The organism is Halopenitus sp. POP-27, assembly GCF_029889855.1.
Lineage (GTDB): Archaea > Halobacteriota > Halobacteria > Halobacteriales > Haloferacaceae > Halopenitus > Halopenitus malekzadehii.
Map to the genome: position 1 here is coordinate 16,733 of NZ_JARANU010000010.1, position 19,846 is coordinate 36,578.

General features: G+C 63.7%; 27 protein-coding genes. 3 read left to right on the forward strand and 24 right to left on the reverse strand.

All coding sequences use genetic code 11. The annotated features are described in order from the left end of the window. Positions 1-13 precede the first annotated feature (13 nt). Positions 14-2,173, reverse strand: a complete 2,160-nt coding sequence (gene katG / locus OQF70_RS07595; protein ID WP_280536811.1) for a catalase/peroxidase HPI — start codon at positions 2,171-2,173, stop codon at positions 14-16. A gap of 177 nt (positions 2,174-2,350) precedes the next feature. Here katG and OQF70_RS07600 point away from each other — a divergent pair, with 177 nt between their 5' ends. The 3 genes from OQF70_RS07600 to OQF70_RS07610 all read left to right on the forward strand — a co-directional run bounded on the left by OQF70_RS07600 (position 2,351) and on the right by OQF70_RS07610 (position 7,126). Then, positions 2,351-3,664, forward strand: coding sequence for a phosphoribosylamine--glycine ligase (locus OQF70_RS07600; RefSeq protein ID WP_280536812.1), 1,314 nt, complete (start codon positions 2,351-2,353; stop codon positions 3,662-3,664). Positions 3,665-4,041: 377 nt separating this feature from the next. Next, complete coding sequence (locus OQF70_RS07605; protein ID WP_280536813.1) at positions 4,042-5,010, forward strand: hypothetical protein; 969 nt, start codon at positions 4,042-4,044, stop codon at positions 5,008-5,010. A 733-nt stretch (positions 5,011-5,743) separates the two neighbouring features. Further along, positions 5,744-7,126 carry an ATP-binding protein gene (locus OQF70_RS07610; protein ID WP_280536814.1) on the forward strand — a complete coding sequence of 461 codons (1,383 nt, stop codon included), beginning with the start codon at positions 5,744-5,746 and terminating at the stop codon, positions 7,124-7,126. Between the two features lie 140 nt (positions 7,127-7,266). Here OQF70_RS07610 and secY read toward each other — a convergent pair whose 3' ends face one another. Genes secY through rpl4p form a run of 23 tightly spaced genes read right to left on the reverse strand, consistent with a single transcriptional unit; the run spans position 7,267 to position 19,845 of the window. Continuing rightward, positions 7,267-8,736 (reverse strand): preprotein translocase subunit SecY, encoded by a 1,470-nt coding sequence (gene secY, locus OQF70_RS07615; RefSeq protein ID WP_280536815.1) that lies wholly within the window; start codon positions 8,734-8,736, stop codon positions 7,267-7,269. Positions 8,737-8,738: 2 nt separating this feature from the next. Continuing rightward, positions 8,739-9,230: an uL15m family ribosomal protein gene (locus OQF70_RS07620; protein WP_280536816.1), complete on the reverse strand. Its 492-nt coding sequence runs from the start codon at positions 9,228-9,230 to the stop codon at positions 8,739-8,741. Then, positions 9,227-9,691 carry a 50S ribosomal protein L30 gene (rpmD, locus tag OQF70_RS07625; RefSeq protein WP_092817064.1) on the reverse strand — a complete coding sequence of 155 codons (465 nt, stop codon included), beginning with the start codon at positions 9,689-9,691 and terminating at the stop codon, positions 9,227-9,229. The genes OQF70_RS07620 and rpmD overlap by 4 nt, the downstream gene beginning before the upstream one ends. Continuing rightward, the gene (locus tag OQF70_RS07630; RefSeq protein ID WP_092817063.1) at positions 9,691-10,338 is read right to left on the reverse strand and encodes a 30S ribosomal protein S5; all 648 of its coding nucleotides are present in this window, start codon (positions 10,336-10,338) and stop codon (positions 9,691-9,693) included. Before OQF70_RS07630 ends, rpmD begins: the two co-directional genes overlap by 1 nt. After that, a complete protein-coding gene (locus tag OQF70_RS07635; protein WP_092817062.1) occupies positions 10,331-10,888 on the reverse strand; it encodes a 50S ribosomal protein L18 in 558 nt (185 codons plus the stop codon). The genes OQF70_RS07630 and OQF70_RS07635 overlap by 8 nt, the downstream gene beginning before the upstream one ends. Then, positions 10,888-11,349, reverse strand: a complete 462-nt coding sequence (locus OQF70_RS07640) for a 50S ribosomal protein L19e (RefSeq protein WP_280536817.1) — start codon at positions 11,347-11,349, stop codon at positions 10,888-10,890. The genes OQF70_RS07635 and OQF70_RS07640 overlap by 1 nt, the downstream gene beginning before the upstream one ends. Then, positions 11,346-12,047, reverse strand: coding sequence for a 50S ribosomal protein L32e (locus OQF70_RS07645; protein ID WP_280536818.1), 702 nt, complete (start codon positions 12,045-12,047; stop codon positions 11,346-11,348). Before OQF70_RS07645 ends, OQF70_RS07640 begins: the two co-directional genes overlap by 4 nt. Further along, positions 12,048-12,584, reverse strand: coding sequence for a 50S ribosomal protein L6 (locus OQF70_RS07650; RefSeq protein WP_092817059.1), 537 nt, complete (start codon positions 12,582-12,584; stop codon positions 12,048-12,050). A 2-nt stretch (positions 12,585-12,586) separates the two neighbouring features. Further along, positions 12,587-12,979 (reverse strand): 30S ribosomal protein S8, encoded by a 393-nt coding sequence (locus OQF70_RS07655; RefSeq protein WP_092817058.1) that lies wholly within the window; start codon positions 12,977-12,979, stop codon positions 12,587-12,589. Between the two features lie 2 nt (positions 12,980-12,981). Continuing rightward, positions 12,982-13,164 carry a 30S ribosomal protein S14 gene (locus OQF70_RS07660; RefSeq protein WP_092817057.1) on the reverse strand — a complete coding sequence of 61 codons (183 nt, stop codon included), beginning with the start codon at positions 13,162-13,164 and terminating at the stop codon, positions 12,982-12,984. After that, the gene (locus OQF70_RS07665) at positions 13,161-13,673 is read right to left on the reverse strand and encodes a 50S ribosomal protein L5 (RefSeq protein WP_092817056.1); all 513 of its coding nucleotides are present in this window, start codon (positions 13,671-13,673) and stop codon (positions 13,161-13,163) included. Before OQF70_RS07665 ends, OQF70_RS07660 begins: the two co-directional genes overlap by 4 nt. Further along, complete coding sequence (locus OQF70_RS07670; protein WP_092817055.1) at positions 13,670-14,380, reverse strand: 30S ribosomal protein S4e; 711 nt, start codon at positions 14,378-14,380, stop codon at positions 13,670-13,672. The genes OQF70_RS07665 and OQF70_RS07670 overlap by 4 nt, the downstream gene beginning before the upstream one ends. Next, positions 14,377-14,733: a 50S ribosomal protein L24 gene (gene rplX, locus OQF70_RS07675; RefSeq protein WP_280536819.1), complete on the reverse strand. Its 357-nt coding sequence runs from the start codon at positions 14,731-14,733 to the stop codon at positions 14,377-14,379. Before rplX ends, OQF70_RS07670 begins: the two co-directional genes overlap by 4 nt. A gap of 2 nt (positions 14,734-14,735) precedes the next feature. Beyond that, positions 14,736-15,134 carry a 50S ribosomal protein L14 gene (locus tag OQF70_RS07680; RefSeq protein WP_092817053.1) on the reverse strand — a complete coding sequence of 133 codons (399 nt, stop codon included), beginning with the start codon at positions 15,132-15,134 and terminating at the stop codon, positions 14,736-14,738. Next, positions 15,134-15,478: a 30S ribosomal protein S17 gene (locus tag OQF70_RS07685; RefSeq protein ID WP_092817052.1), complete on the reverse strand. Its 345-nt coding sequence runs from the start codon at positions 15,476-15,478 to the stop codon at positions 15,134-15,136. Before OQF70_RS07685 ends, OQF70_RS07680 begins: the two co-directional genes overlap by 1 nt. Further along, positions 15,469-15,975, reverse strand: coding sequence for a ribonuclease P protein subunit (locus OQF70_RS07690; RefSeq protein WP_092817051.1), 507 nt, complete (start codon positions 15,973-15,975; stop codon positions 15,469-15,471). Before OQF70_RS07690 ends, OQF70_RS07685 begins: the two co-directional genes overlap by 10 nt. A 46-nt stretch (positions 15,976-16,021) precedes the next feature. Beyond that, the gene (gene rpmC, locus OQF70_RS07695; protein WP_280536821.1) at positions 16,022-16,234 is read right to left on the reverse strand and encodes a 50S ribosomal protein L29; all 213 of its coding nucleotides are present in this window, start codon (positions 16,232-16,234) and stop codon (positions 16,022-16,024) included. Between the two features lie 2 nt (positions 16,235-16,236). Then, complete coding sequence (locus OQF70_RS07700) at positions 16,237-17,220, reverse strand: 30S ribosomal protein S3 (RefSeq protein WP_280536823.1); 984 nt, start codon at positions 17,218-17,220, stop codon at positions 16,237-16,239. After that, positions 17,220-17,699 (reverse strand): 50S ribosomal protein L22, encoded by a 480-nt coding sequence (locus OQF70_RS07705; protein ID WP_280536824.1) that lies wholly within the window; start codon positions 17,697-17,699, stop codon positions 17,220-17,222. The genes OQF70_RS07700 and OQF70_RS07705 overlap by 1 nt, the downstream gene beginning before the upstream one ends. A 3-nt stretch (positions 17,700-17,702) precedes the next feature. Next, positions 17,703-18,128, reverse strand: coding sequence for a 30S ribosomal protein S19 (locus OQF70_RS07710; RefSeq protein WP_092817047.1), 426 nt, complete (start codon positions 18,126-18,128; stop codon positions 17,703-17,705). Then, positions 18,125-18,847: a 50S ribosomal protein L2 gene (locus tag OQF70_RS07715; RefSeq protein WP_092817046.1), complete on the reverse strand. Its 723-nt coding sequence runs from the start codon at positions 18,845-18,847 to the stop codon at positions 18,125-18,127. The genes OQF70_RS07710 and OQF70_RS07715 overlap by 4 nt, the downstream gene beginning before the upstream one ends. Then, positions 18,848-19,102, reverse strand: coding sequence for a 50S ribosomal protein L23 (locus tag OQF70_RS07720; RefSeq protein WP_092817045.1), 255 nt, complete (start codon positions 19,100-19,102; stop codon positions 18,848-18,850). Beyond that, the gene (rpl4p, locus tag OQF70_RS07725; protein ID WP_092817044.1) at positions 19,099-19,845 is read right to left on the reverse strand and encodes a 50S ribosomal protein L4; all 747 of its coding nucleotides are present in this window, start codon (positions 19,843-19,845) and stop codon (positions 19,099-19,101) included. Before rpl4p ends, OQF70_RS07720 begins: the two co-directional genes overlap by 4 nt. Position 19,846: the final 1 nt, after the last annotated feature.

Below are 19,846 nucleotides of genomic sequence, written 5' to 3' on the forward strand. Positions count from 1 at the left end.
GCGGGGGTCGTCGTCACTCCAGGTCGAACCGGTCGAGCTGCATGACCTTGCTCCAGGCGGCGACGAAGTCCTCGACGAGCTTCTCCTCGCCGTCCGCGGCTCCGTAGACGTCCGCGACGGCACGGAGCCGGGAGTTCGAGCCGAAGATGAGGTCGAGGCGGGTGGCTTCCCACTTGACGTCGCCGGTCTCGCGGTCGCGGATCTCGAAGACGTATCCGTCCTCGTCGACCGGCTCCCACTCGGAGGCCATGTCGAGCAGGTTCACGAAGAAGTCGTTGGTCAACGCGCCCGGCCGGTCGGTGAGGACGCCGCGGTCGGAATCGTCATACGTCGCGCCCAGGGCGCGCATCCCGCCGACGAGCGCCGTTAGCTCGGGCACGGACAGGTTCAACAACTCCGCCTTGTCCACCATTCGCTCCTCGGGTGAGTCGTACAGGTCGTCGTAGTCGCCCTCGCCGAGGTAGTTCCGGAAGGCGTCGACCTTCGGTTCGAGCACCTCGAAGGACTCGACGTCGGTCTGCTCCTGGGTGGCGTCCGTGCGGCCCGGTTCGAACGGGACCTCGACGTCGTAGCCGGCCTCGGCGGCCGCCTGCTCGATCGCCGCGTTGCCGCCGAGAACGATCAGGTCGGCAAGCGAGACGCGCACGTCGTCCGATCGCGACTCGTTGAACGCCGCCTGGACGTCCTCGAGGGTCTCGAGGGCCGTTTCGAGCTCCGCGGGCTCGTTGACCTCCCAGCTCCGCTGGGGCTCGAGCCGGATCCGGGCACCGTTGGCGCCGCCGCGCTTGTCGCTGTCGCGGTAGGTCGACGCCGCCGCCCACGCGGTCTTCGCGAGCTGCTGGATGGAGAGCCCCGAGTCGAGGACGTCCTCCTTGAGCTCGGCGGCTTCCGCGTCGCCGATCAGATCGTAGTCGGCGTCCGGAACCGGATCCTGCCAGATCATCGTCTCCTCGGGGACCTCCGGCCCGAGGAACCGCTCCGGCGGGCCCATGTCGCGGTGGATGAGCTTGTACCACGCCTTCGCGAACGCCTTCTGGAACTCGTCGGGGTTCTCCTGGAACCGCTTCAGGATCTCCCGGTAGTCGTCGTCGTGTTTCAGGGCGACGTCGGTCGTCAGCATCATCGGCTGTTCCGTCTTCGACGAGTCCTGCGCGCCCGGGGCGTGCTCGATCTCGTCCGCCTCGACCGGATGCCACTGCCAGGCGCCGCCAGGCCCCTTGACCGAGGTCCAGTCGTGTCCCAGCAGGTTGTCGATGTAGCCCATGTCCCACCGGGTCGGCGCGTCGGTCCACGGCCCCTCGATACCGCTCGTGATCATCCCGCCGATGTCGTCGAAGTCGTGCTTCCAGCCGAGACCCTGCTCCTCGATGGGTGCTGCCTCGGGCTCTGGACCCTGGTGCTCTTCGGGACTGTCGGCTCCGTGAACCTTGCCGAAGGTGTGGCCCCCGGCGATGAGCGCGACCGTCTCCTCGTCGTTCATCGCCATCCGGTCGAACTCCTCCCGGATGTTCTTCGCGGAGCCCTCGACGTCCGGCTCGCCGTTCGGGCCCTCGGGGTTCACGTAGATGAGCCCCATCACGGTGTTCGCAAGCGGGTTCTTGAGGTTGCCGGCCTCACCCTCCTTGTAGCGCTCGGGGGAGGTGGTTTCCCATTCCGTCTCGGGACCCCACTCGACCGCCTCGTTCGATTTGAACTCGTCCACGCGGCCGCCGGCGAAGCCGTAGGTCTCGAAGCCCATCGACTCGAGAGCAACGTTGCCGGCGAGGACGATCAGGTCGCCCCACGAGAGCTTGCGGCCGTACTTCTGTTTGACCGGCTGGAGCAGCCGCCGAGCCTTGTCGAGATTGATGTTGTCCGGCCAGCTGCTCTCCGGCGGGAGTCGTTGCAGGCCGCCGGCCGCCCCGGCGCGACCGTCCAGGGTCCGGTACGTCCCGGCGCTGTGCCACGCCATCCGGATGAAAAGCGGTCCGTAGTGGCCGTAATCGGCCGGCCACCACTCCTTGGAGGTCGTCATTACGTCCTCGATGTCCGCCTTCACCGCATCGAGGTCGAGCGTCCGGAATTCCTCGGCGTACTCGAAGTCCTCGTCATACGGACTGCCACCGTAGACGTTGTCGTCGAGAATATCCAGTCGTAGCAGGTTCGGCCACCAGTCCTCATTGGACCAGGTCATATACAAAAACTGATTGGGTAGTTAGCCCCTTAACTCTGTCCACCTTCCCGGCCCGGTCGGCGATCGACGGGGAACCTGTTCGGGGGCGATATCCCTCTTCTGCGCGTCCATTGCGGCCGAATATGCCGGCCGCCTCGCCGGGGTAGGCTTCAAGTCGCTGCTGGGTGATGGTCAGCTATGGCATCCGAACGGTTCCTGTTCGTCTCGGCGGACGCGGCGCTCATCACCGATCTCGCCTGGCAGGTTCATCGCGAGGGTCACGACGTGAAGTACTACATCGAGGCGGAAAGCGATCGGGAGATCGGCGACGGCTTCGTGCCGAAAACCGACGACTGGCGCGACGAGATCGAGTGGGCCGACGTCATCATCTTCGACGACATCTGGGTCGGCTCCGACATCGGGACTGGCACGCTCGCTGAGGAACTCCGTGAGGACGGGAACGCCGTCGTCGGCGGGACACCAAACACCGATCATCTCGAAGCGGATCGGGGCTATGCAATGGAAATTCTCGAAGATCACGGTGTGAATACTGTCGAACACCACATCTTCGACGACTTCGATGCCGGCATCCAGCACGTTCTGGAGAATCCTGCCCCATACGTGATCAAACCACTCGGCGAAGTTCAAAACGTCAAGCGTCTCCTGTACGTCGGCAACGAGGACGACGGAAGCGACGTCGTCGACGTCCTGCGAGCCTACAAGAAGGCGTGGGGACACCGGATGAAGGGGTTCCAACTCCAGCGGAAAGTCGAGGGTGTTGAAGTCGCCATCTGCGGATTTTTCAACGGCGATCGGTTCATCGACCAGGTCAACTTCAACTTCGAGCACAAGAAGCTGTTCCCGGGAAACATCGGTCCATCCACCGGTGAAATGGGAACGTCGATGTTCTGGGCGGGGCAGAACAAACTGTTTGAGGAAACGTTCGGTAGACTCGAGGACTGGCTCGCCAACGAAGGGTACGTCGGGAGCATCGACATCAACTGCATCGTCAATGAGACCGGTATCTATCCGTTGGAGTTCACGCCGCGGTTCGGATATCCGACGATCGCCCTCCAGGAGGAATCCATCGAGTCCTCGACGGGCGAGTTCTTTCACGATCTTGCACACGGGAACGACCCCGAACTGGAGGTGCACAACGGCTACCAGATCGCCGTTCGCATCGTCCTCCCGCCGTTCCCGTTCGACGACGAGCAGACGTACGACGAGAACTCCCGAAACGCCGCCGTGGTCTTCGAGACGGAAAGCCGGGACGGGATCCATCTCGAGGACGCGAAGAAGGTCGATGGCCAATGGCGCGCGGCCGGCGATAACGGGATGCCGATCGTGGTGACGGGCAAGGGTGACACGATGCAGGCCGCCCGTGAGCAGGCGTACGACCGCATCGACGACATCGTGATGCCGAACATGTACTACCGGGACGATATCGGCGAACGGTGGATCAGCGGCGACGGCGACCGGCTGCAAGCGTGGGGCTATCTCGGGCCACAGTGAACGACCCTACCCTACTCACTCGCCGCTGACGCGGCTCGTTCTTTGCGGGTAGGGCTTCCTGCTTCCAAGACGCGCTTTGCAGGAACCTCACTGGTTCCCGTAGAGAGCGCAATCTCTACAGGCGTTACCGAATCTCTCCGCGATTCGTTTCCACACCAGAAATCTCCGATTTCCGGGGACGCTGTATCCCCGCCCTACTGCGCTACTCGGGCTTCGCCCTGCGTTGCTCCTTAAGGACGGGGGCTTACGCAGGTGCTTGATCAAATCTAACCCACGCCGAGAAAACGAAGAGCGTTGAGTTATTGTTAATCGTCGGATAAATTTATTAGAGTATGGATAGATATTGAGGACGGTGATTTCTCGTGGCATCAGTAGATATGAGCGATGTTCTAGCCCTTCCGGCCTTTGCAGCACTGGACGTACGAGCAGTGATGGAAGAGGAACGACGCGGTGCAAGTATTCAGGTGGATAATGAGTATTTTCGGGGACAGGAATTAGCAGTAGATGCAGTTGAGACCGTTTCGTCGCTGACAGAGCGTCAACGCATCGCATCCCAGTCACGCCAGGTCTACGACCAGATTCAGATCGATTTCGACTCACTCACGCGCGAAAACCTCAAATCAGCCTCGACACGTTATAGAGATCTCCTCCAACAACTTCCGGAAGTGAGGTATTTTAAACAACAGTTCTCCGGCACGTGTTTCGTCATTCCGGAGTGGTTGAGAACGCCTCAGCGAGTTAACTACGGTGCACGCATTTACTTCTTCCGCGAGGACGATGCCCCAGCGCCGACCGATGTTCTCGATCGGAACATCGACGCAGTTGTCACTGGTGATCGCGGCGAGTTCGAACAGTACCAAGGAGCATTACACGGGTACCCAGAGTGTTGTATTGAGCATTTCTCGGAGTGTGAGCGAACGGAAGAGATGGGGCCCGAATTAGAAGCAGTCGAGCCGGTTGCGGACCATATTGATACAAGTGAGATCTCGAAGAACGGGGAAATACCCTCAACTTCGATCGATACCATCACGGATGGTATATTCGAATCGCCGCACGTGTACGCATTTTTTGCACGTGAGTTTTATCCGGAACCAGACTGTGACCAGGCCCGGCACAGAGGAATCTCGATCTACGATACCCTTCGTGATGTGTACCCAGAACCGGTCGTCAAAGATTACTTCCGGATCAACGCTGGATGGAGCTATCTGATGGCGGAAGCTACGACACCTGACACGAAAGGGTCAAGTCGTCCATCCCCGGGATCGCTGGGACGAGAACATCTGTTGTTCCATCTCCCGTTAGCAGTGACTACACGATTATATCAGAACGGTAAGAAGGATAGCTAACGTGTTTGGAACTGGTGACATAATCGTAACGGCTGCCCCGTTCGTCGTCGACTCATCGTCTCGTCTCCGGTCTCCGTGGTACGTCCTTTGGCACGCTCGTACGCGTCACAGACGGCCAAGTGATTCTCCGGGCCATCAATTCCCGGTATGCGTTTCACCGTAGTACCGACACTGTGGGACCGGTTCGACGTCACATCTCCCCTCGTGTAAGACGGCGATTCGAGTCGTGTGAATGTACTCCGGCAGAACCGACACCGCGAATGTACCGAGGAGAGGCGGACCGTCGCTGCCCTCCCGTGGTGGTCGGTGAGTTGATGGCCGTGTGCGCAGTGTGGGCGGTCTCTCCGGTCTCGGTCCGCTCGACTGACGACTCGACCGTAGTCTCTTGATCGTCAGTGACCTGCTCGGCAGCGTCAAGCCGACCGAAGAGGTCGACGTCGCTCACCGCGACCACCCCCCGGAGGGAGACGGGTGAAGACGAAGCGGTCGCTCAGAGCTGCTAAAGAATGTGAAAGATTGCAGATGTTCGCTACTCCGAGCCGAACATCTGGCGCATAAAAGGATGAGTGTGTTCAGTTACTGAACATAGCGGTGAATCAGTCCGGATGTGCGTTGTCGTCTGACCTCCGCAGATCAAGAGAGACGATAGAAAGTTCGATAGACAAGTTTGAATTAGCCTATTCTGAAATAGGCTATTCGGAAGTATTATTCCCTGTCACGGTGGAGTGGGCGCATGAACCACTTCGTGAATCGGGACGACGAACTCGCTCGGCTACGCGATTGCTATGAATCCGATGACGCAGAGATGGTCGTGGTTTTCGGTCGGCGACGCCTCGGGAAGACACAGCTCGTCCAGCACTCGCTCTCCGACCGTGACGACGCGGTCGTCTATCAGGCTACGGAGACCACCTCCCAGATACAGCTTGACGAGTTCGTCGATGTCGCCGCCGAAACCTTCCCCGGTATCACGCAGATCAAACGGAACTGGGAAGCGCTGCTCGGATATCTGGGTGATCAGGACGGAATCGTGGTCTTAGACGAATTCCCCTACCTCATCGACGCCGACGAGAGTCTCCCTTCGATCATCCAGCGACTGTGGGACCAGCGGCTCCAGAACACCGCGGGAACGCTCATTCTGGTCGGGTCGTCGATCAGTATGATGGAAGAAGCAACGCTGCTCGGGAACAGTCCCTTGTACGGACGATTCACGGAACGACTTGACCTCCGACCCCTCAACTTTGCTGCTGCACAGGAGTTCGTTCCGGACGCGTATTCGCCCGAAGATCGGATCTTCACGTGGGGAATCTTCGGTGGCGTTCCGTACTATCTCGATGGCGTCGATCTCGGACGAGACCTCGGAACGGTTCTCACCGAAGAAATCCTCTCCCAGAAGGGATATCTCCACAACGAACCGGAGTACGTGCTCCGTACCGAACTCACAGATCCGAACCGGTATTTTGCGATCCTCACTGCCATCGCTGCTGGAAAGACGACGTCGAACGAGATCGCTCAGGCGATAGGAATCGACGGGAAGCAGATATCAACGTACACACAGAAGTTGGAGCGTCTGCGACTCATTGAGCGGGAGGTCCCGATCACTGAACAGAAGGCGAAGTCACGCCGCGGCCGCTATCGAATCTTAGATCCCTTGTTCCGGTTCTGGTTCCGGTTCGTTTACGGTAAGGAAGATCGATATGAACGTCTCGGAGAGAACGCGTACGATGCGGTCATCGAACCGGAGCTCCCGGACTTCGTGAGTCACGAGTTCGAGAGACTATGCCAAGACGCACTCCCGGGGCTCTATCCCGCAGAGACGTTCCTTGATATCGGTCGCTGGTGGTACAAGGAACACGAGGTTGACGTCGTCGGATTCACCACGGACGGGACGATGGTCGTGGGGGAATGCAAGTTCACGAACGCACCGCTTGACTACGGAGCCCTCGCCTCGCTCGAAGACCATGCCGCCGAGATTCGATGGACGCCGGACACCGATGAGAGAAACACCAAGTACGCCTTATTCACCCGGAATGGTGCGACACAGTCCGTTCAGGAAGCCGTGTCCGAGCGCGATGACGTACAACTGTTCGAGCTCGGAGATATTACAGAACACGCGTAACGGCGCTATCAAACGCCAAGAGGCGAGAGAGGCTCGATAGCTGATGCTCAGAACCGAGCAACTCGCAGAACCGACCACGTGAGTTCGATAAAATTAGCGTAAGAACCCCTAGAACGGTCGTGTGTGTTCTAGAGTTGTTCTTACTCCGAGCCGAACATCTGGCGCATCATCGGGTGCATCTCCATCAGCTGCTCTTCGGCGATCTCCTCGTAGAGCTTGTAGGTGATCGAGACCGCAAGCAGCAACCCGGTTCCGGAGACGCCGCCGACGGTGCCGAGCATGTTCGCCATCACGGCGAGCAACCCGACGAGCGCGCCGCCGATGACGGTGACCTGCGGGATGTACCGCTCCATCACCTTCTCGACGACCTGCGGGTTCCGGCGGAACCCGGGGATCTGCATCCCGGAGTTCTGGATCTGTTTGGCGGTCGCCTCCGGGCCCATCCCGGTGGTTTCCACCCAGAAGATGGCGAAGATCGCGCCGCCGACGATCATGAACGTCAGGTCGATCGCGATCCGTATCGCGATCATCCACGGTTCCGCGGACGCCTCGCCGAGGAACCACATCCACTGTTGGGGCTGTTGGATCGGGTTCACGTAGTAGAAGAACCCGGAGACGGGTTGGCCCTGATCCCCGTAGATGCCGAGCCAGGTGGGCATCCCCTGCCAGGTCCGGTTGAGGATCTGGCCGAGGAACTGAACGTTCGCCTGCAGCGCACGAACGAGGATCATCGGCAGGACGGACGCGTAGATGAGCTTCACCGGGAACCGCCCGCGAGCGCCCTTCACACGAGCGTGTGAGAGCGGGATCTCGACGCGAACCGACTCCGCGTACACGACCACGACGAAGATGAACACCGTGGTGAACAGCGCGAGCAGGTTTCCGGGCTCGAACAGCAGGCTCTGGAGTCCATCGGGTGTGAAGACCGACCCGATTGTCAGATCGCCAAAGAGGATGCCGTACCAGCCGGCGAAGAAGCCGACCTGGCCAAGCGCCGACCAGCTGAAGAAGCCCCCGACGATCTGCTGGCTGACGGCGGCGATGATGAACAGCCCGACGCCGGAGCCGACGCCCCACTTGCTGACGATCTCGTCCATGAACAGGATGAGCACGCCGCCGACGAACACCTGCGCGAAGATGATCAGCTGGACGAGGAACGTGCTCACGCCGAGCGCGTTCGCGACGGCCGTATCGACCGGCAGGAACCCGCCGGTAAAGACCATCGGCGCCGCCGTCATGGCCGTTACAATGAACACGAGCAGTTTCTGGAGGCCCTGATAGAGGACCTGATCGCGGGGATCGTTCGTGTCCAGTCCGAGCAGGTTCGCACCGCCGAGCAGCTGTAAGACGATCGACGCCGTGACGATCGGTCCGATACCGACCTGCAGCAGCGATCCGTGTTCGCCGGCCAGGATCGACCGGAACTGGCCGAAGAAGTCGCTGCTCTGGCCCGCAGCCAACCCGAACGGGTTGATGTTGGTAAGGAAGAAGTACACCATCAGGATCGCGGCCGTCCACGCGATCTTCCGCTTGAACGGCACGTGGCCCTCCGGACGCCGGACCGTCGGCATCCGCGTGAGCACTGGTTCGGCGGCGTCCTTCCAGCTCATGGTTACGCGTCGTCGTCCTCGGCGTCGGATGTGTCTTCTGATTCGGCTTCCTCGGCGCGGTCGGAGAGGACGGCCTCGCCGCCCGCCTCCTCGATCAGCTCGCGTGCGCCGGCGGTAAAGGCGTCGGCCGTCACGCGGAGCTGACCGCGAACCTGGCCGCCGCCGAGGACCTTGACGACGTCCGCCTCATAGCCGTCCTCGGCGACGTCACGGGCGTCGATCACGACCGTCTCGCCATCCTCCTCGGCGACGTCGTCGGCGACGTACAGCGCCGCGTCCTCGTCGAGCTTCTGGACGGACACCTCGCTGATGTCCTCCTGTGCGCCGTCGGGCCGTTTGAAGCCGTACTTCCCGAGCGGCTCGTAGTTGTGGAACTCGTGTTTCGACCGTCCGGCGGCGCCGCGACCGCCACGGTGACCGGCACCGCGCTGGTTCTTGTGGCTGCCGCCGCCGTGCGTTCGGGACCCGCGTTGGCGGTTCTTCTTGTCGGTCATCGCATTGCCTCCAGGAGCGCGTCGATCTCCTCGGTCGCGTGTCGACCGAGCTCGCCGCCCTCGATCACCGGATGTTTGATGCCGTCGTGGCCACCGCGAGGCGGGTGCAGCCGAACTGCCGGCGAGAGACCCTGATCGCGTAGCGTGGTCTCCTCGTCGACGAGCGCGGTCGCAAGCGACGCGACGTCGTCGTAATCGGTGTGTTCGGCGACCCACTCATCGTCGATGTCCGCAGAGCCCTCGAGGGGCTCGCCACGGCGCGTGAGCGTCTCCACGACCGCCGCGTGGCTCGGCTCGCCGAACGCGACGTAGTCGTTGACCTTGGTGATCATCCCGCGGTAGGTGTCGGTCTCGGGGATGAACGTGGCGTGGTTGACGCGATTGATGTTGAGCATCTCGAGGGTGTCTTCCACCTCGGCGTTCATGTTCACGTCGCCACGCAGTTGGACGATCGCCTGCATCACTCGCTCACCTCGTCGTAGTGGACCTCACGCGCGTGCTGGGGCGTTCGCGACTGGGCCGCGTTCTCCAGCGCGTTGAACGTCGCCTTCGCGAGGTTGACGGTCGTTCGTGTGTTCCCGTTCGAGCTGGTCCAGGCGTCCTGCACGCCGGCGAGCTCGAGGATGTGTCGAACCGTCGGCGCCGCCGCGAGCCCGAGCCCCTGCGGGGCGGGCTTGATCTCGACGGTGACCGAGCCGGCCTTCCCCTCCGCCGTGCGGGTGAGGGAGTTCGTGCCGCCGGGCTGATCCTCCCACGAGCCCGAGCCGCGGTCGACCTTGATGATGTTCAGCTTTGCGACCTCGATCGCCTTCTGGATCGCGCCGCCGACCTGTTCGTCACGGGCCTGTGCGTACCCGAGGTAGCCGTCGCGGTTGCCCACAACGACCACACACCGGAACTTCACGCGGCGGCCCGAGTCGGTCATTCGCTGTACCATATTGATGTCGAGGACTTCGTCCTCCAGCCCCGGGAGGAGCTGATCGACGAGTTCCGGTTCCTTGAGCGGGAGCCCGGACTGCAGCGCCTGCTCCATCGAGGAGACCTCGCCCTCCTGCACCTTGCGGCCGAGCCGCGTTCGCGGTTCCCAGCCGTCGTTGTGTCTACTCATAGTCCTCCTGGATCGTAGCGAGCACGTCGTCGAAGTGCTCGGGTAGTTCGGTCGCGGAGAAGTCCCCGCTGTAGAGCGGCTCCTCAAGCTGCTCGGCGTACTCGGCGATGTGCTCGCCGCGGTTGCGCGACCAGTCGGCCAGCACGCTCTCGCTGTGGGGAATCTCCAGTCCCGCGTCGATCGCTCCTTCCTGTACTGCGAACACCTTGTTGCCGGGCGTCGCCGTGTTGAGACCGATGTCGAGGACGGCTTCCTCGAAGCCGTCCGCGACGGCGCGGCCGCCGAGGAGGAATCCCGTGAGGTACGCGCTCGGAAGGTTCCCCGTGGGAGCCTCCCAGCCGTACGCATCGAGATCCTCGCTCGAGGCCGCCACGTGGGTCTCATCGCCGCTCGGTCCGGGGGTAACCAGCTGCGCCCTGACGTGAGCGTTGCTCACCCGGGCGACCAGGCGAGGCTTGCCCGATTTCAGCAGGCGCAACCTCTGGTGGTAATCCGTCCGAACCTCGCGACGACGGCGCATCGGCACCGTATATCGTGGTCCTGTTGCCATCAGTCGCTCACCTCGTATCCGTACTGCGTTTCGATGTACGCCTCGAGCCGAGCGACGTCGTCGAAGTCGCCGCCACTGGCTTTGTTATACAGCGTTCGGTACTCCGAGGGGTCGAGGACGTCTTCCTCGTCTCGAAGCTCCTTGAGGCGTGCACGCTGTGCGCGGATGCGTGCCATCCAGTCGTCCTTATCGCTCCTGCGGGCGCCGGATTTCCCTTTGCGGGAGCCGGCACCGGTGCCGTGGCCGTACGAGCGCTTCGCGTCGCGCTCGCGGGCTCGACCGCGGGAGTTGGTCTTGGCGTCCGTCGCGCGGATCGTCCCCTGATCGATCAGGTCGCGAACGTCCTCGCGGGTGATCGCGTCGGCGATCTCCTCCTGTGCGTCGGGGTCGAACCAGACGCGGCCCTTGCCGACGTCGAGTTCGTCGGCCGCGAGCCGCTTCTGTGCGCTCAGATCCGTCATTCGTCAACCTCCACTTCGACGTAGGTCGGGTTGAGCACGCGGATCTCCTCCTGCTCGGCGATCTCCTCGATCCGTTCACGCTTGCGCGCGCCGACCGAGCCGGCGATCCGAACCGCCTGGGTGTCGCCGTCGACGCCTTCGAGGTCGTCCGTGTTGTGCACACGAACCTCCTCGAAGCCGCTCGGGTGGAGTCCTCGAGCCGCCGTCGGGGACCGGAATCCGGCCTCGACGGTGTCGCCTTTCCCCTTGATGCCGCGACGCTGTTTGGAGAGGGCGCCGCGCGGTTTCCGCCAGGACGTCGGCACGCGTTTCTTCTTGTGGTAGTCCTGCCGGTTGAACTGCGGTTTGCCCTCGCGGTGTTTCTGTGCCAGCGAGCGCGCCGTCTCGTCGTCGAGGTCGGGCGTCTTCTCGGCGTGGCCACGGGGGCGCAGTTCGGTCTCGACGTCCTCGTCGTCGGCCACCTCGGCCGACTCCTCGTCCGTCTCCTCTTCGATCTCGGCTTCCGTCTCCGAGTCCACTTCGAGTCCGCCGACGTCGGCCTTGATACGCGCAGCGAGCGCGTTACCGACGCCGTTGACCTCGGCGAGCTCGGACTGGGAAGCGGCCTTCACGTCCTCGACGGTCTCGTAGCCGGACTCGCGAAGCGCGTCCGCCTTCGAGGGACCGACGCCGCTGATGTCCTCGAGTTCGTCTACCATTTAGACGCCACCTGCCTTGGGTTTCTCGACGATGTACACGCCGTCCTGGAAGACGCGCGTGTCCTTGTCGGAAACGCGGGTTAGCTGTTCGATGTCGGCGGCGGTCTGTCCGACGTCCTCCTTGGAGGGGCCGGAGAGCGCGATCTCCTCGCCGTCGACCTGTACGTCCGTGTCGCCGCGGATCGGCGTTCGTCGGGCAGCCTTCTCACCGAGGAAGTTCTCGATGACCACGTCGTCGCCCTCCACCGTGACCTGCATCGGGAAGTGGGCGTAGAAGACTTCCATCTTGTACTCCCATCCCTCGGTCACGCCGTGGATCATGTTGGCGACGTGGCTCTCGAAGGTACCCACGGTCGCGTTCGTCTTCGCGTCCTCGTTTTCGGAAGCGATGACGACCGCGCCGTCCTCGATCGAGACCTCGATGTCGGGGAACCAGAGACGGCGCGTCACGCTGCCGTTCGGGCCCTCGACGGTGAGATCGAGGTGATCGATCGCCGCGGAGACGTCGTCCGGAATGTTGATTTCGACGCTGTTCATGGTTAGTATACGTATGCGATCACTTGGCCACCGATGCCCTGTTCGCGGGCCTCGTAGTGGCTCATCACGCCGTGGCTCGTCGTCACGACGAGTGCCCCGTAGTCGCGGGCGGGGAGGAACCGCTTCTCCCACTTCTCGAACTCGTCGGCGCCCGCCGAGTAGCGGGGCTTGACGACGCCACATTCGTTGATCGCGCCTTTCAGTTCGACCTCGAAGCGTCCCGACTTGCCGTCGTCGACGAACTCGAACTCGTCGACATACCCGCGGTCGTAGAAGACCTCGAGGACGGAGCCGATGACGTTTGAGGCGGGCTCTACCGTGTACGACAGATGTCCGACTCGCTCGGCGTTATCGAGTCCCGCGAGCGCGTCGGAGAGTGGATCGTTTCCTGCCATCGTTAGCTGTACTTCCTGAATCCCATGTCTCGGGCGACCTCGCGGAAACACTGCCGGCAGAGGTTGATGTCGTATTTTCCAACGAGCCCCTGCTTGCGGCTGCAGCGACGGCACTCGACCTGATCGTCGGTGCGCTTGGCTGCGTGTTCGCCCGTCTCCAGTTCGTCTGTTTCGGTTTCGCTCATTCGTCAACCTCCACCTCGAAGTTCGCCTCGAGGAACTCGCGCGCGTCATCGACCGTCATCTGGTGGGACGACGGGATCGAGCGCGTGACCGTGTTCCGCTTGGCGACACGGTATCCCGGTCGAACGATCGTGACCGTGACGTCGATTCCGTAGATGCCGACGTTCGGGTCGTACTCCTGGCTCGGGAAGTCCGTGTGATCGTCGACCCCAAAGCTCAGATTGCCGCGGTCGTCGAACTGCGAGACCGAGAGATCGGTCAGTTCAAGCGCGGTTTCGAGGAACTCCTCGGCGTCGTCGCCGCGGAGCGTCACCTTGGTACCGATCGGATCGCCCTGACGGATGTCGAACTCCGCGATCGTGCTCTTGGCGGTCGTTCGAACCGACTGCTGGCCGGTGACGGCCTCGATGATATCCTCGGCGTCCGCGAGCGGTTCACCACCCTCGCCGACGCCCATATGGACGACGACCTTCTCGATGGAGGGCTGCCGCATCGTCTCCTCGGCGCTCATTCCTCGTCACCTCCGGTGAAGTTCTCGTCGATGACGACGACGTACTCCTCGACCGTCTCGTAGGCGTCGTCGTCGGTCTCCACGGTGACGGCGTTGTCGCCGGACCCGAGAGTCACGTCGATCGTCTCGACCGTGCCGATCTGGCCGGCGTGCTGGCCGGCAACGGCGGTCACGAGCGCGCCCTCCTCGTAGCCGAAGTGGGCGACGATCTCCTTCGACTCGTTGTCGACGACGATCGAGTCCTTCGGGCTGTACTGGCCCGCCTCGTCGGCGGCGACGTGCAGCGTCGTTCCGTCGTGAAGCGTGAGCTGGGAATCGCCCCCAGCCACGGTCGTCTTGGCGACGATCTTGCCGAGGCGGCCATCGGCCGCGTCGGCGTCGATGGGCGTCAGCGCGAGCCGGCCGCCCTCGTCGGGGAAGACGCGGTAGTACTCCTCGCGTTCGGTGAACGCCAGGATGTCGAACATCCCGATCGGCCGCTCCTCGTCGGAGACGGCGTCGCCGTTCACCAACACGGAATCCTGGTTGAGCGCGTAGCGCGCCTCCTTGCGGGTGTCCACGTACTCGAGGACGTCCCGCAGCAGGATCAAAAGCGGCACGCCGGACTCGCCGTGTGGTCCGGCACCCGCCTTGACGGTGAACGTGTCCGTCTTGCGTTCGACCGGCCAGGAGTTCGGTACTGCCAGTCGTTTCTGATGGTTCGTCATTCGTTATCCTCCCGGAGCCGCGCCTCGCGGCGGTCGTCCTCCAGGTTCAGGTCCGTCACGCGGACGTTGCTCGCCGGAAGCGGACGAGGAACCTCCTCGCCGTCGGACTTCTCGACGGTAACGTCCTCGACCGTGATGGTCTCCGCGCGAAGGTCGACGTCGACGACTTCGCCGGTCTCGCCGGCGTAGTCACCGCGCAGGATCTCGACCGTGTCGCCCGCGTTGACGCGGACGTTCCGCTGGTCGAACTCCGCACGGAGGTCGTCTGTGAGCGTCGCCCGAACCCGTCGCTGCCGCTCGTGAAGCGGGGCGTTCTCCGTCTGGTTTCGTTGTTTGCGTGGCTGTCGCGTCATGGTTAGACGATCATCGTCGCGGTGGACGCGATGCTGCCGAAGCGTTCGGCGACCTCACGAGCGATGGGGCCTTTGATCTCCGTGCCCCGCGGCTCCTCGAGGTCGTCGATGACGACGGCGGCGTTGTCCTCAAAGCGGACACGGGTGCCGTTGGGGCGGCGGATCGCCTTTCGCTGGCGAACGACCACCGCTTCAAGCACCTGCCGTCGCATCTCCGGGGTTCCCTTCGTGACCGAGACGGTCACCTTGTCGCCGATCCCCGCCTTGGGGTGGCGATTCTTCGTGCCGGAGTAGCCGTGCACGCTGATGACCTTGAGCTCGCGCGCGCCGGTGTTGTCCGCACACGTGATGAGCGAGCCCTTCTCGAGTCCCTGCGTGACGTCGGCTTTCAGCGCCTCCATCAGGCATCACCGTCCAGCACTTCGACGACGACGTGGGATTTCGTCTTCGACAGGGGTCGCGTCTCCGCGATCGTCACTTCATCACCGACCGAGAGGGAATCGAGCACGCCCGGCACGTGGGCCGGGATGCGCGAGCGACGCTTCATGTACCGATCGTATTTCGGTACGTACACGTCGTATTCCCGCTCGACGATGACGGTCTTTGCCATATCCGTCGACACGACCGTTCCCTCACGGGTCTGGCCACGAACGGATAGCTGTCCGTAGAACGGACACTTCTCGTAGTCGTACTCCTCCGGGTTGTCAGGCTCCGGAGGCATTGGGACGTCAATTCCTATCGCCATACTGAGACACCTCGTTCGGTGCGTTCGGCGGGTCGTGAGAGCAGTTTGTCGCCATCCACCGTAACGTAGACCACGTCCTCGCACTCGCCGAGGGAGCGGCTCGCCGCCCCGTCGCAATCGGGAGAATCTCCCGTTGCGGTCGGGTCGGACGGACGAGACTGACGGGGGCGGACCCCCGCAGTATCCGGTCCGAGTTCGAACGTGGACCCCGGGGCCTTGCGGCCGCCGGCGGCTTCATCTGTGGGCGTATCGTCAGTTACCGCCGACCGGTCGTCGGCGACGGTGCCGACGCGCGGTCGATCGACGATCGCGAACTCGAAGGTCGTTCCGGACTTGGGAACGCGCTTGTCACCCGAGGGGGTGCGAACGCTGAGGGTTCGCTGGCTCTCGTCGACGACACGACCCGCACAGCCGACGCTGTCGGCGTTGCGGGCGTCAGCCACCCGTATCGGGAGGCCGACGAGTTCGTGTCGTGTGAGCGTGTCGGGTGTGAGCATCGTCGATGGTTTCGTGTGGGTTGTGTTGCTGTGTCGGGCCGGGTCGCTACTCGTCGTCGAAGTCGCCTTCCTCACCCTGGATCGTCTTGATCCGGGCGACCGTCGTCTTCAGCTCGCTGACGCGGCCCGGACTCTCGGGCATCCCGCCGGCGGCCTGCTGGGCCTTCAGATTGAGCAGCTCGGTCTCGAGCTCCTCGAGTTCGACCTCGCGTTCGGCAGCGGTCATATCGCGGATCTCATCGGGATAGAGGATCGCCATCGTCAGGCCTCCTCCTCGCCGTCGGCGGCGTCGGCATCAGCGTCCGCCGCGTCGTCGTCATCGGCGGACTCCATCTCGTCGACGAGCGCCTCGGCTTCCGCCTCGACGTCCTCGTCGAGGTCGTCGACGTCCTCGTCGCCGGGCGTTGCCGTCTCGACCGGCTCCGCGGGTGCGGTGTCGGTCGCCTCGGTGGACGTCTCCTGGGTCTCCTCGATGACCTCCTCGACGATCTCCTCGTCGAGATCCTCCTCGACGTCGACGTCTTCGGGGCCGCCGGTCGGCACGTCGACGTCCTCGTCGGCGCCGACGTCCGGAACCTCCTCGGGCTCCTCCTCGAGGAGGGATTCGACGCCCTCCTCCTCGACGGTCTGTTCGACCTCGGGCACCTCGGCGTCCTCGCGGAGGCCGAAGTCGTCGGGCAGCTTGGCTCCCGGCGGGATGATCTTGACCGTCACGCCGATCGTTCCGAGCTTCATCACGGCGACGCCCTGCCCCTCGTCGACGACGTTCTCGGCGGGCTCGCCGTTGTGCTTGATGTAGCCGCGGTTGAACTTCTCGACGCGCGATCGCGCGCCGGTGACCTTCCCGGACAGGACGATTTCGGCGCCGAGGGCGCCGGACTCCATGATCCGGTCGATCGTCGTGTGGCCGGCCTTTCGGAAGTACCAGCCGCGCTCGAGTGCGTTCGCGAGGCGGTCGGCGACGATCCGAGCGTTGAGGTCCGGCTCGTCGACCTCCTGGACGTCGATCTGCGGGTCGTCCATGTCGAACCGCTCCTCGAGCGTCGTGGTGATCTTTCGGATGTTCTTCCCGCCCTTGCCGATGACCATCCCGGGCTTTTCCGCCTTCAGGACGATCTGGGTCCCCATCGGCGTCTTGGCGATGTCCATCCCGCCGTAGCCCGCGCGTCCGAGCTCGTCGGCGAAGAACTCGTCAATCTGGGCCCGCTGGAGGCCGTTCTCGATGAATTGGTGTTCGTCTGCCATTATTCGGTGTCCTCCGCGGCCGCGTCGGCCTCCTCGATGATGAGCTCGACGTCACAGAGCGTCGTGTTCGACGGCGAGGCACGGCCGAACGCGCGGGGCTGTCGCCCCGGACGCTCGCCGACCTTATGCGGTGCGACGTGGGTGATGACCATCTCGTCGCCGTCGAAGCCCTGCTCGGTCGCGTTGTGCTTGACGTTCTCGATGAGCTTGAGGAAGTCCTTCGAGGCCTTCTCCGGGTAGCGCCCGGCGTCCCAGCCATCGATGTCGGACCGGTGTCCGACGCCGCTGTTGTGCTGGCGGAACGGAACTGACTGCTCCTCGTTGATGACCGCGTGCAGGTAGCTTTCGGCCTCCGAGACGGTCTTCCCTTTGATCTCGCGGGAGATCGCCTTGCTGTGCTTCAGGCTGATCGGCCGCTCGCGGAGCATCCCCTTGGCGGTGGTCTCCGGGTCGGCCTCGATGCTGTAGTTGATTCCCATAGGTTACTTGAGAGGCACGAACTTCGAGGATCGGGTCGCGCCGATGCCGGCCTGGCCGTGTTCGACCGACGTCCGGGTGAGCTGGAACTCGCCGAGATAGTGGCCGATCATCTCCGGCCGGACCCGGACGCGCTCGAAGCTCTGTCCGGTGTAGACCTCGAAGGTCACTCCGACGAACTCGGGCAGGATCGGCATGTCCCGAAGGTGGGTCCGGATCGGGTTATCCGCCGTCCCCTCCTCGGTTCGCTCACGGGCGGTCTCGAGCAGCTTGCGCTGTTCGGTGCCCAGTCCTCGTTCGATGGTTCGCCGCTGGCGTGCGGGAAGCAGTTCCGCGACCTCGTCGAGATCGAGTTCCTGCAGCTCCTCGAGCGTGTGGCCGCGGTAGGCGAACTCCTCGCCCTCGCGGCCGATGCGGTATTCGGTGCTCATTTGTTACTCCCGCGTCCGGTGCGTTTGGACGCGATATCGCCGACCTTGCGTCCCGGCGGGGCGTCCCGCGAGACGGACTTCGGCTGTCCGGGGTGCTGGCGGCCGCCGCCACCGAACGGGTGGTCGACGGCGTTCATCGCGACGCCCCGAACGCGCGGGTACTTCGTCCCGCGTGCCTTCATCTTGTGATGTTTGTTTCCGGCCTTCACGAACGGCTTCTCCGTTCGACCGCCGCCGGCGACGACGCCGATCGTGGCGCGTGCCTCGGGGTTGAGTCGTTTGACCTGGCCGCTCGGCAGTTGCACGACCGCGACGTCGCGGTCGTGGGTCATCAGCGTCGCCGAGACGCCCGACGCACGGGCGAACTTGCCGCCGTCACCCGGCTGGCTCTCGACGTTACAGACGGGAACGCCCTCGGGGATCTCCGCGAGGGGCATCGTGTTCCCGGGTTTGATCTCCGCGCTCACGCCGACCTGGATCGTCTCGCCGGTCGAGACGCCCTCGGGCGCGAGCACGAGCCGCCGGTCGCCGTCCTCGAACTCGACCTCCGCGAGGGGGGCCGAGCGGGCCGGGTCGTGCTCGATGCCGACGATCTCGCCGGCGATCGTGCCGTCGGACTCGTTCTGTTTGTGCGACAGCTCCGCCTTGTAGCGGTGCGAGGGAGCTCGGAACGTCGAGCCACCGCGTCCGCGTCGTTGTCCCTGAATTCGTCGTCCCATCTAGAACACCCCGATTCGGGAGGCGACCTCGGTGGCGTCGTCGTCGGCCGACAGCGTCACCGTCGCCTTCTTGGTTCCCTTCGGCGTTATCTGTGTGTTCACGTTCGTGACCGTGACGTCGTAGCGGTCCTGGATGGACTCGCGGACGTCGCCCTTCGTCGCGTCGATGTCGACGAGGAACTGGAGCTTGTTGTCGAAGTCCATCTCGTCCATCGCCTTCTCCGTGACGATCGGGTGCTCGATGATCGAGCTCATCGGTCGGCCACCTCCTCGACGGCGCCTTCGGTCCACACGGTGAGTCGTCCCGGATGCGTTCCGGGCGCGAGGTCCTCCGCGTTGACCGTCGCCGCGGTGGCGACGTCGACGCCGGCGAGGTTCCGTGCGGCACGGGACGGCTCCTCGGCGGTGACGACGAGCAGCGACTTGGGCTGTTTGTACTTCCGCCCACGGGTCTTCCCGCGACCCGCGCGGACCGAGCGGCCCTCCTCGGCGCGCTCGATGTCCGCGTCAGCCCCGACCGCCTCCAGGAACGCGAGCGCGTCCTGGGTCTTCTCGAGGTCCTCGAAGTCGTCGGAGACGACCAGCGGCAGCTCGAGGTCCTCGTCGAACGCGTGGCCGCGCTCGGCGACGATCTCGGCGTCCGTGGTGGCCGCGATGGCCGATCGGATGCCGAGCTGCCGTTCCTTGTCGTTGAGGTCCTTCGACTGGTCCTTCTCGGCCTTGGGCGGGTGGGCGCGCCGGCCGGACACGGCGCTCGGAACGCGGCGTGCCTGTCCGTTCTCCTGGGGGATGTGCGCCATCCCGCGGCCGGAGCCTGGCGACTCCGCCGGGGTTCGAAGCCCGGCGAACTCGTCGGCGCCGTACGCCTGCTTTCGGTTGGCCTGTGCGACGGAGACCGCACGCCGGATGAGGTCCGGGCGGAACGCGGTCTCGAAGACGTCGGGAAGCTCCACGCTTCCCGCGTCCTCGCCGTCCAGGTCTCGTACTGTTGCCTTCATA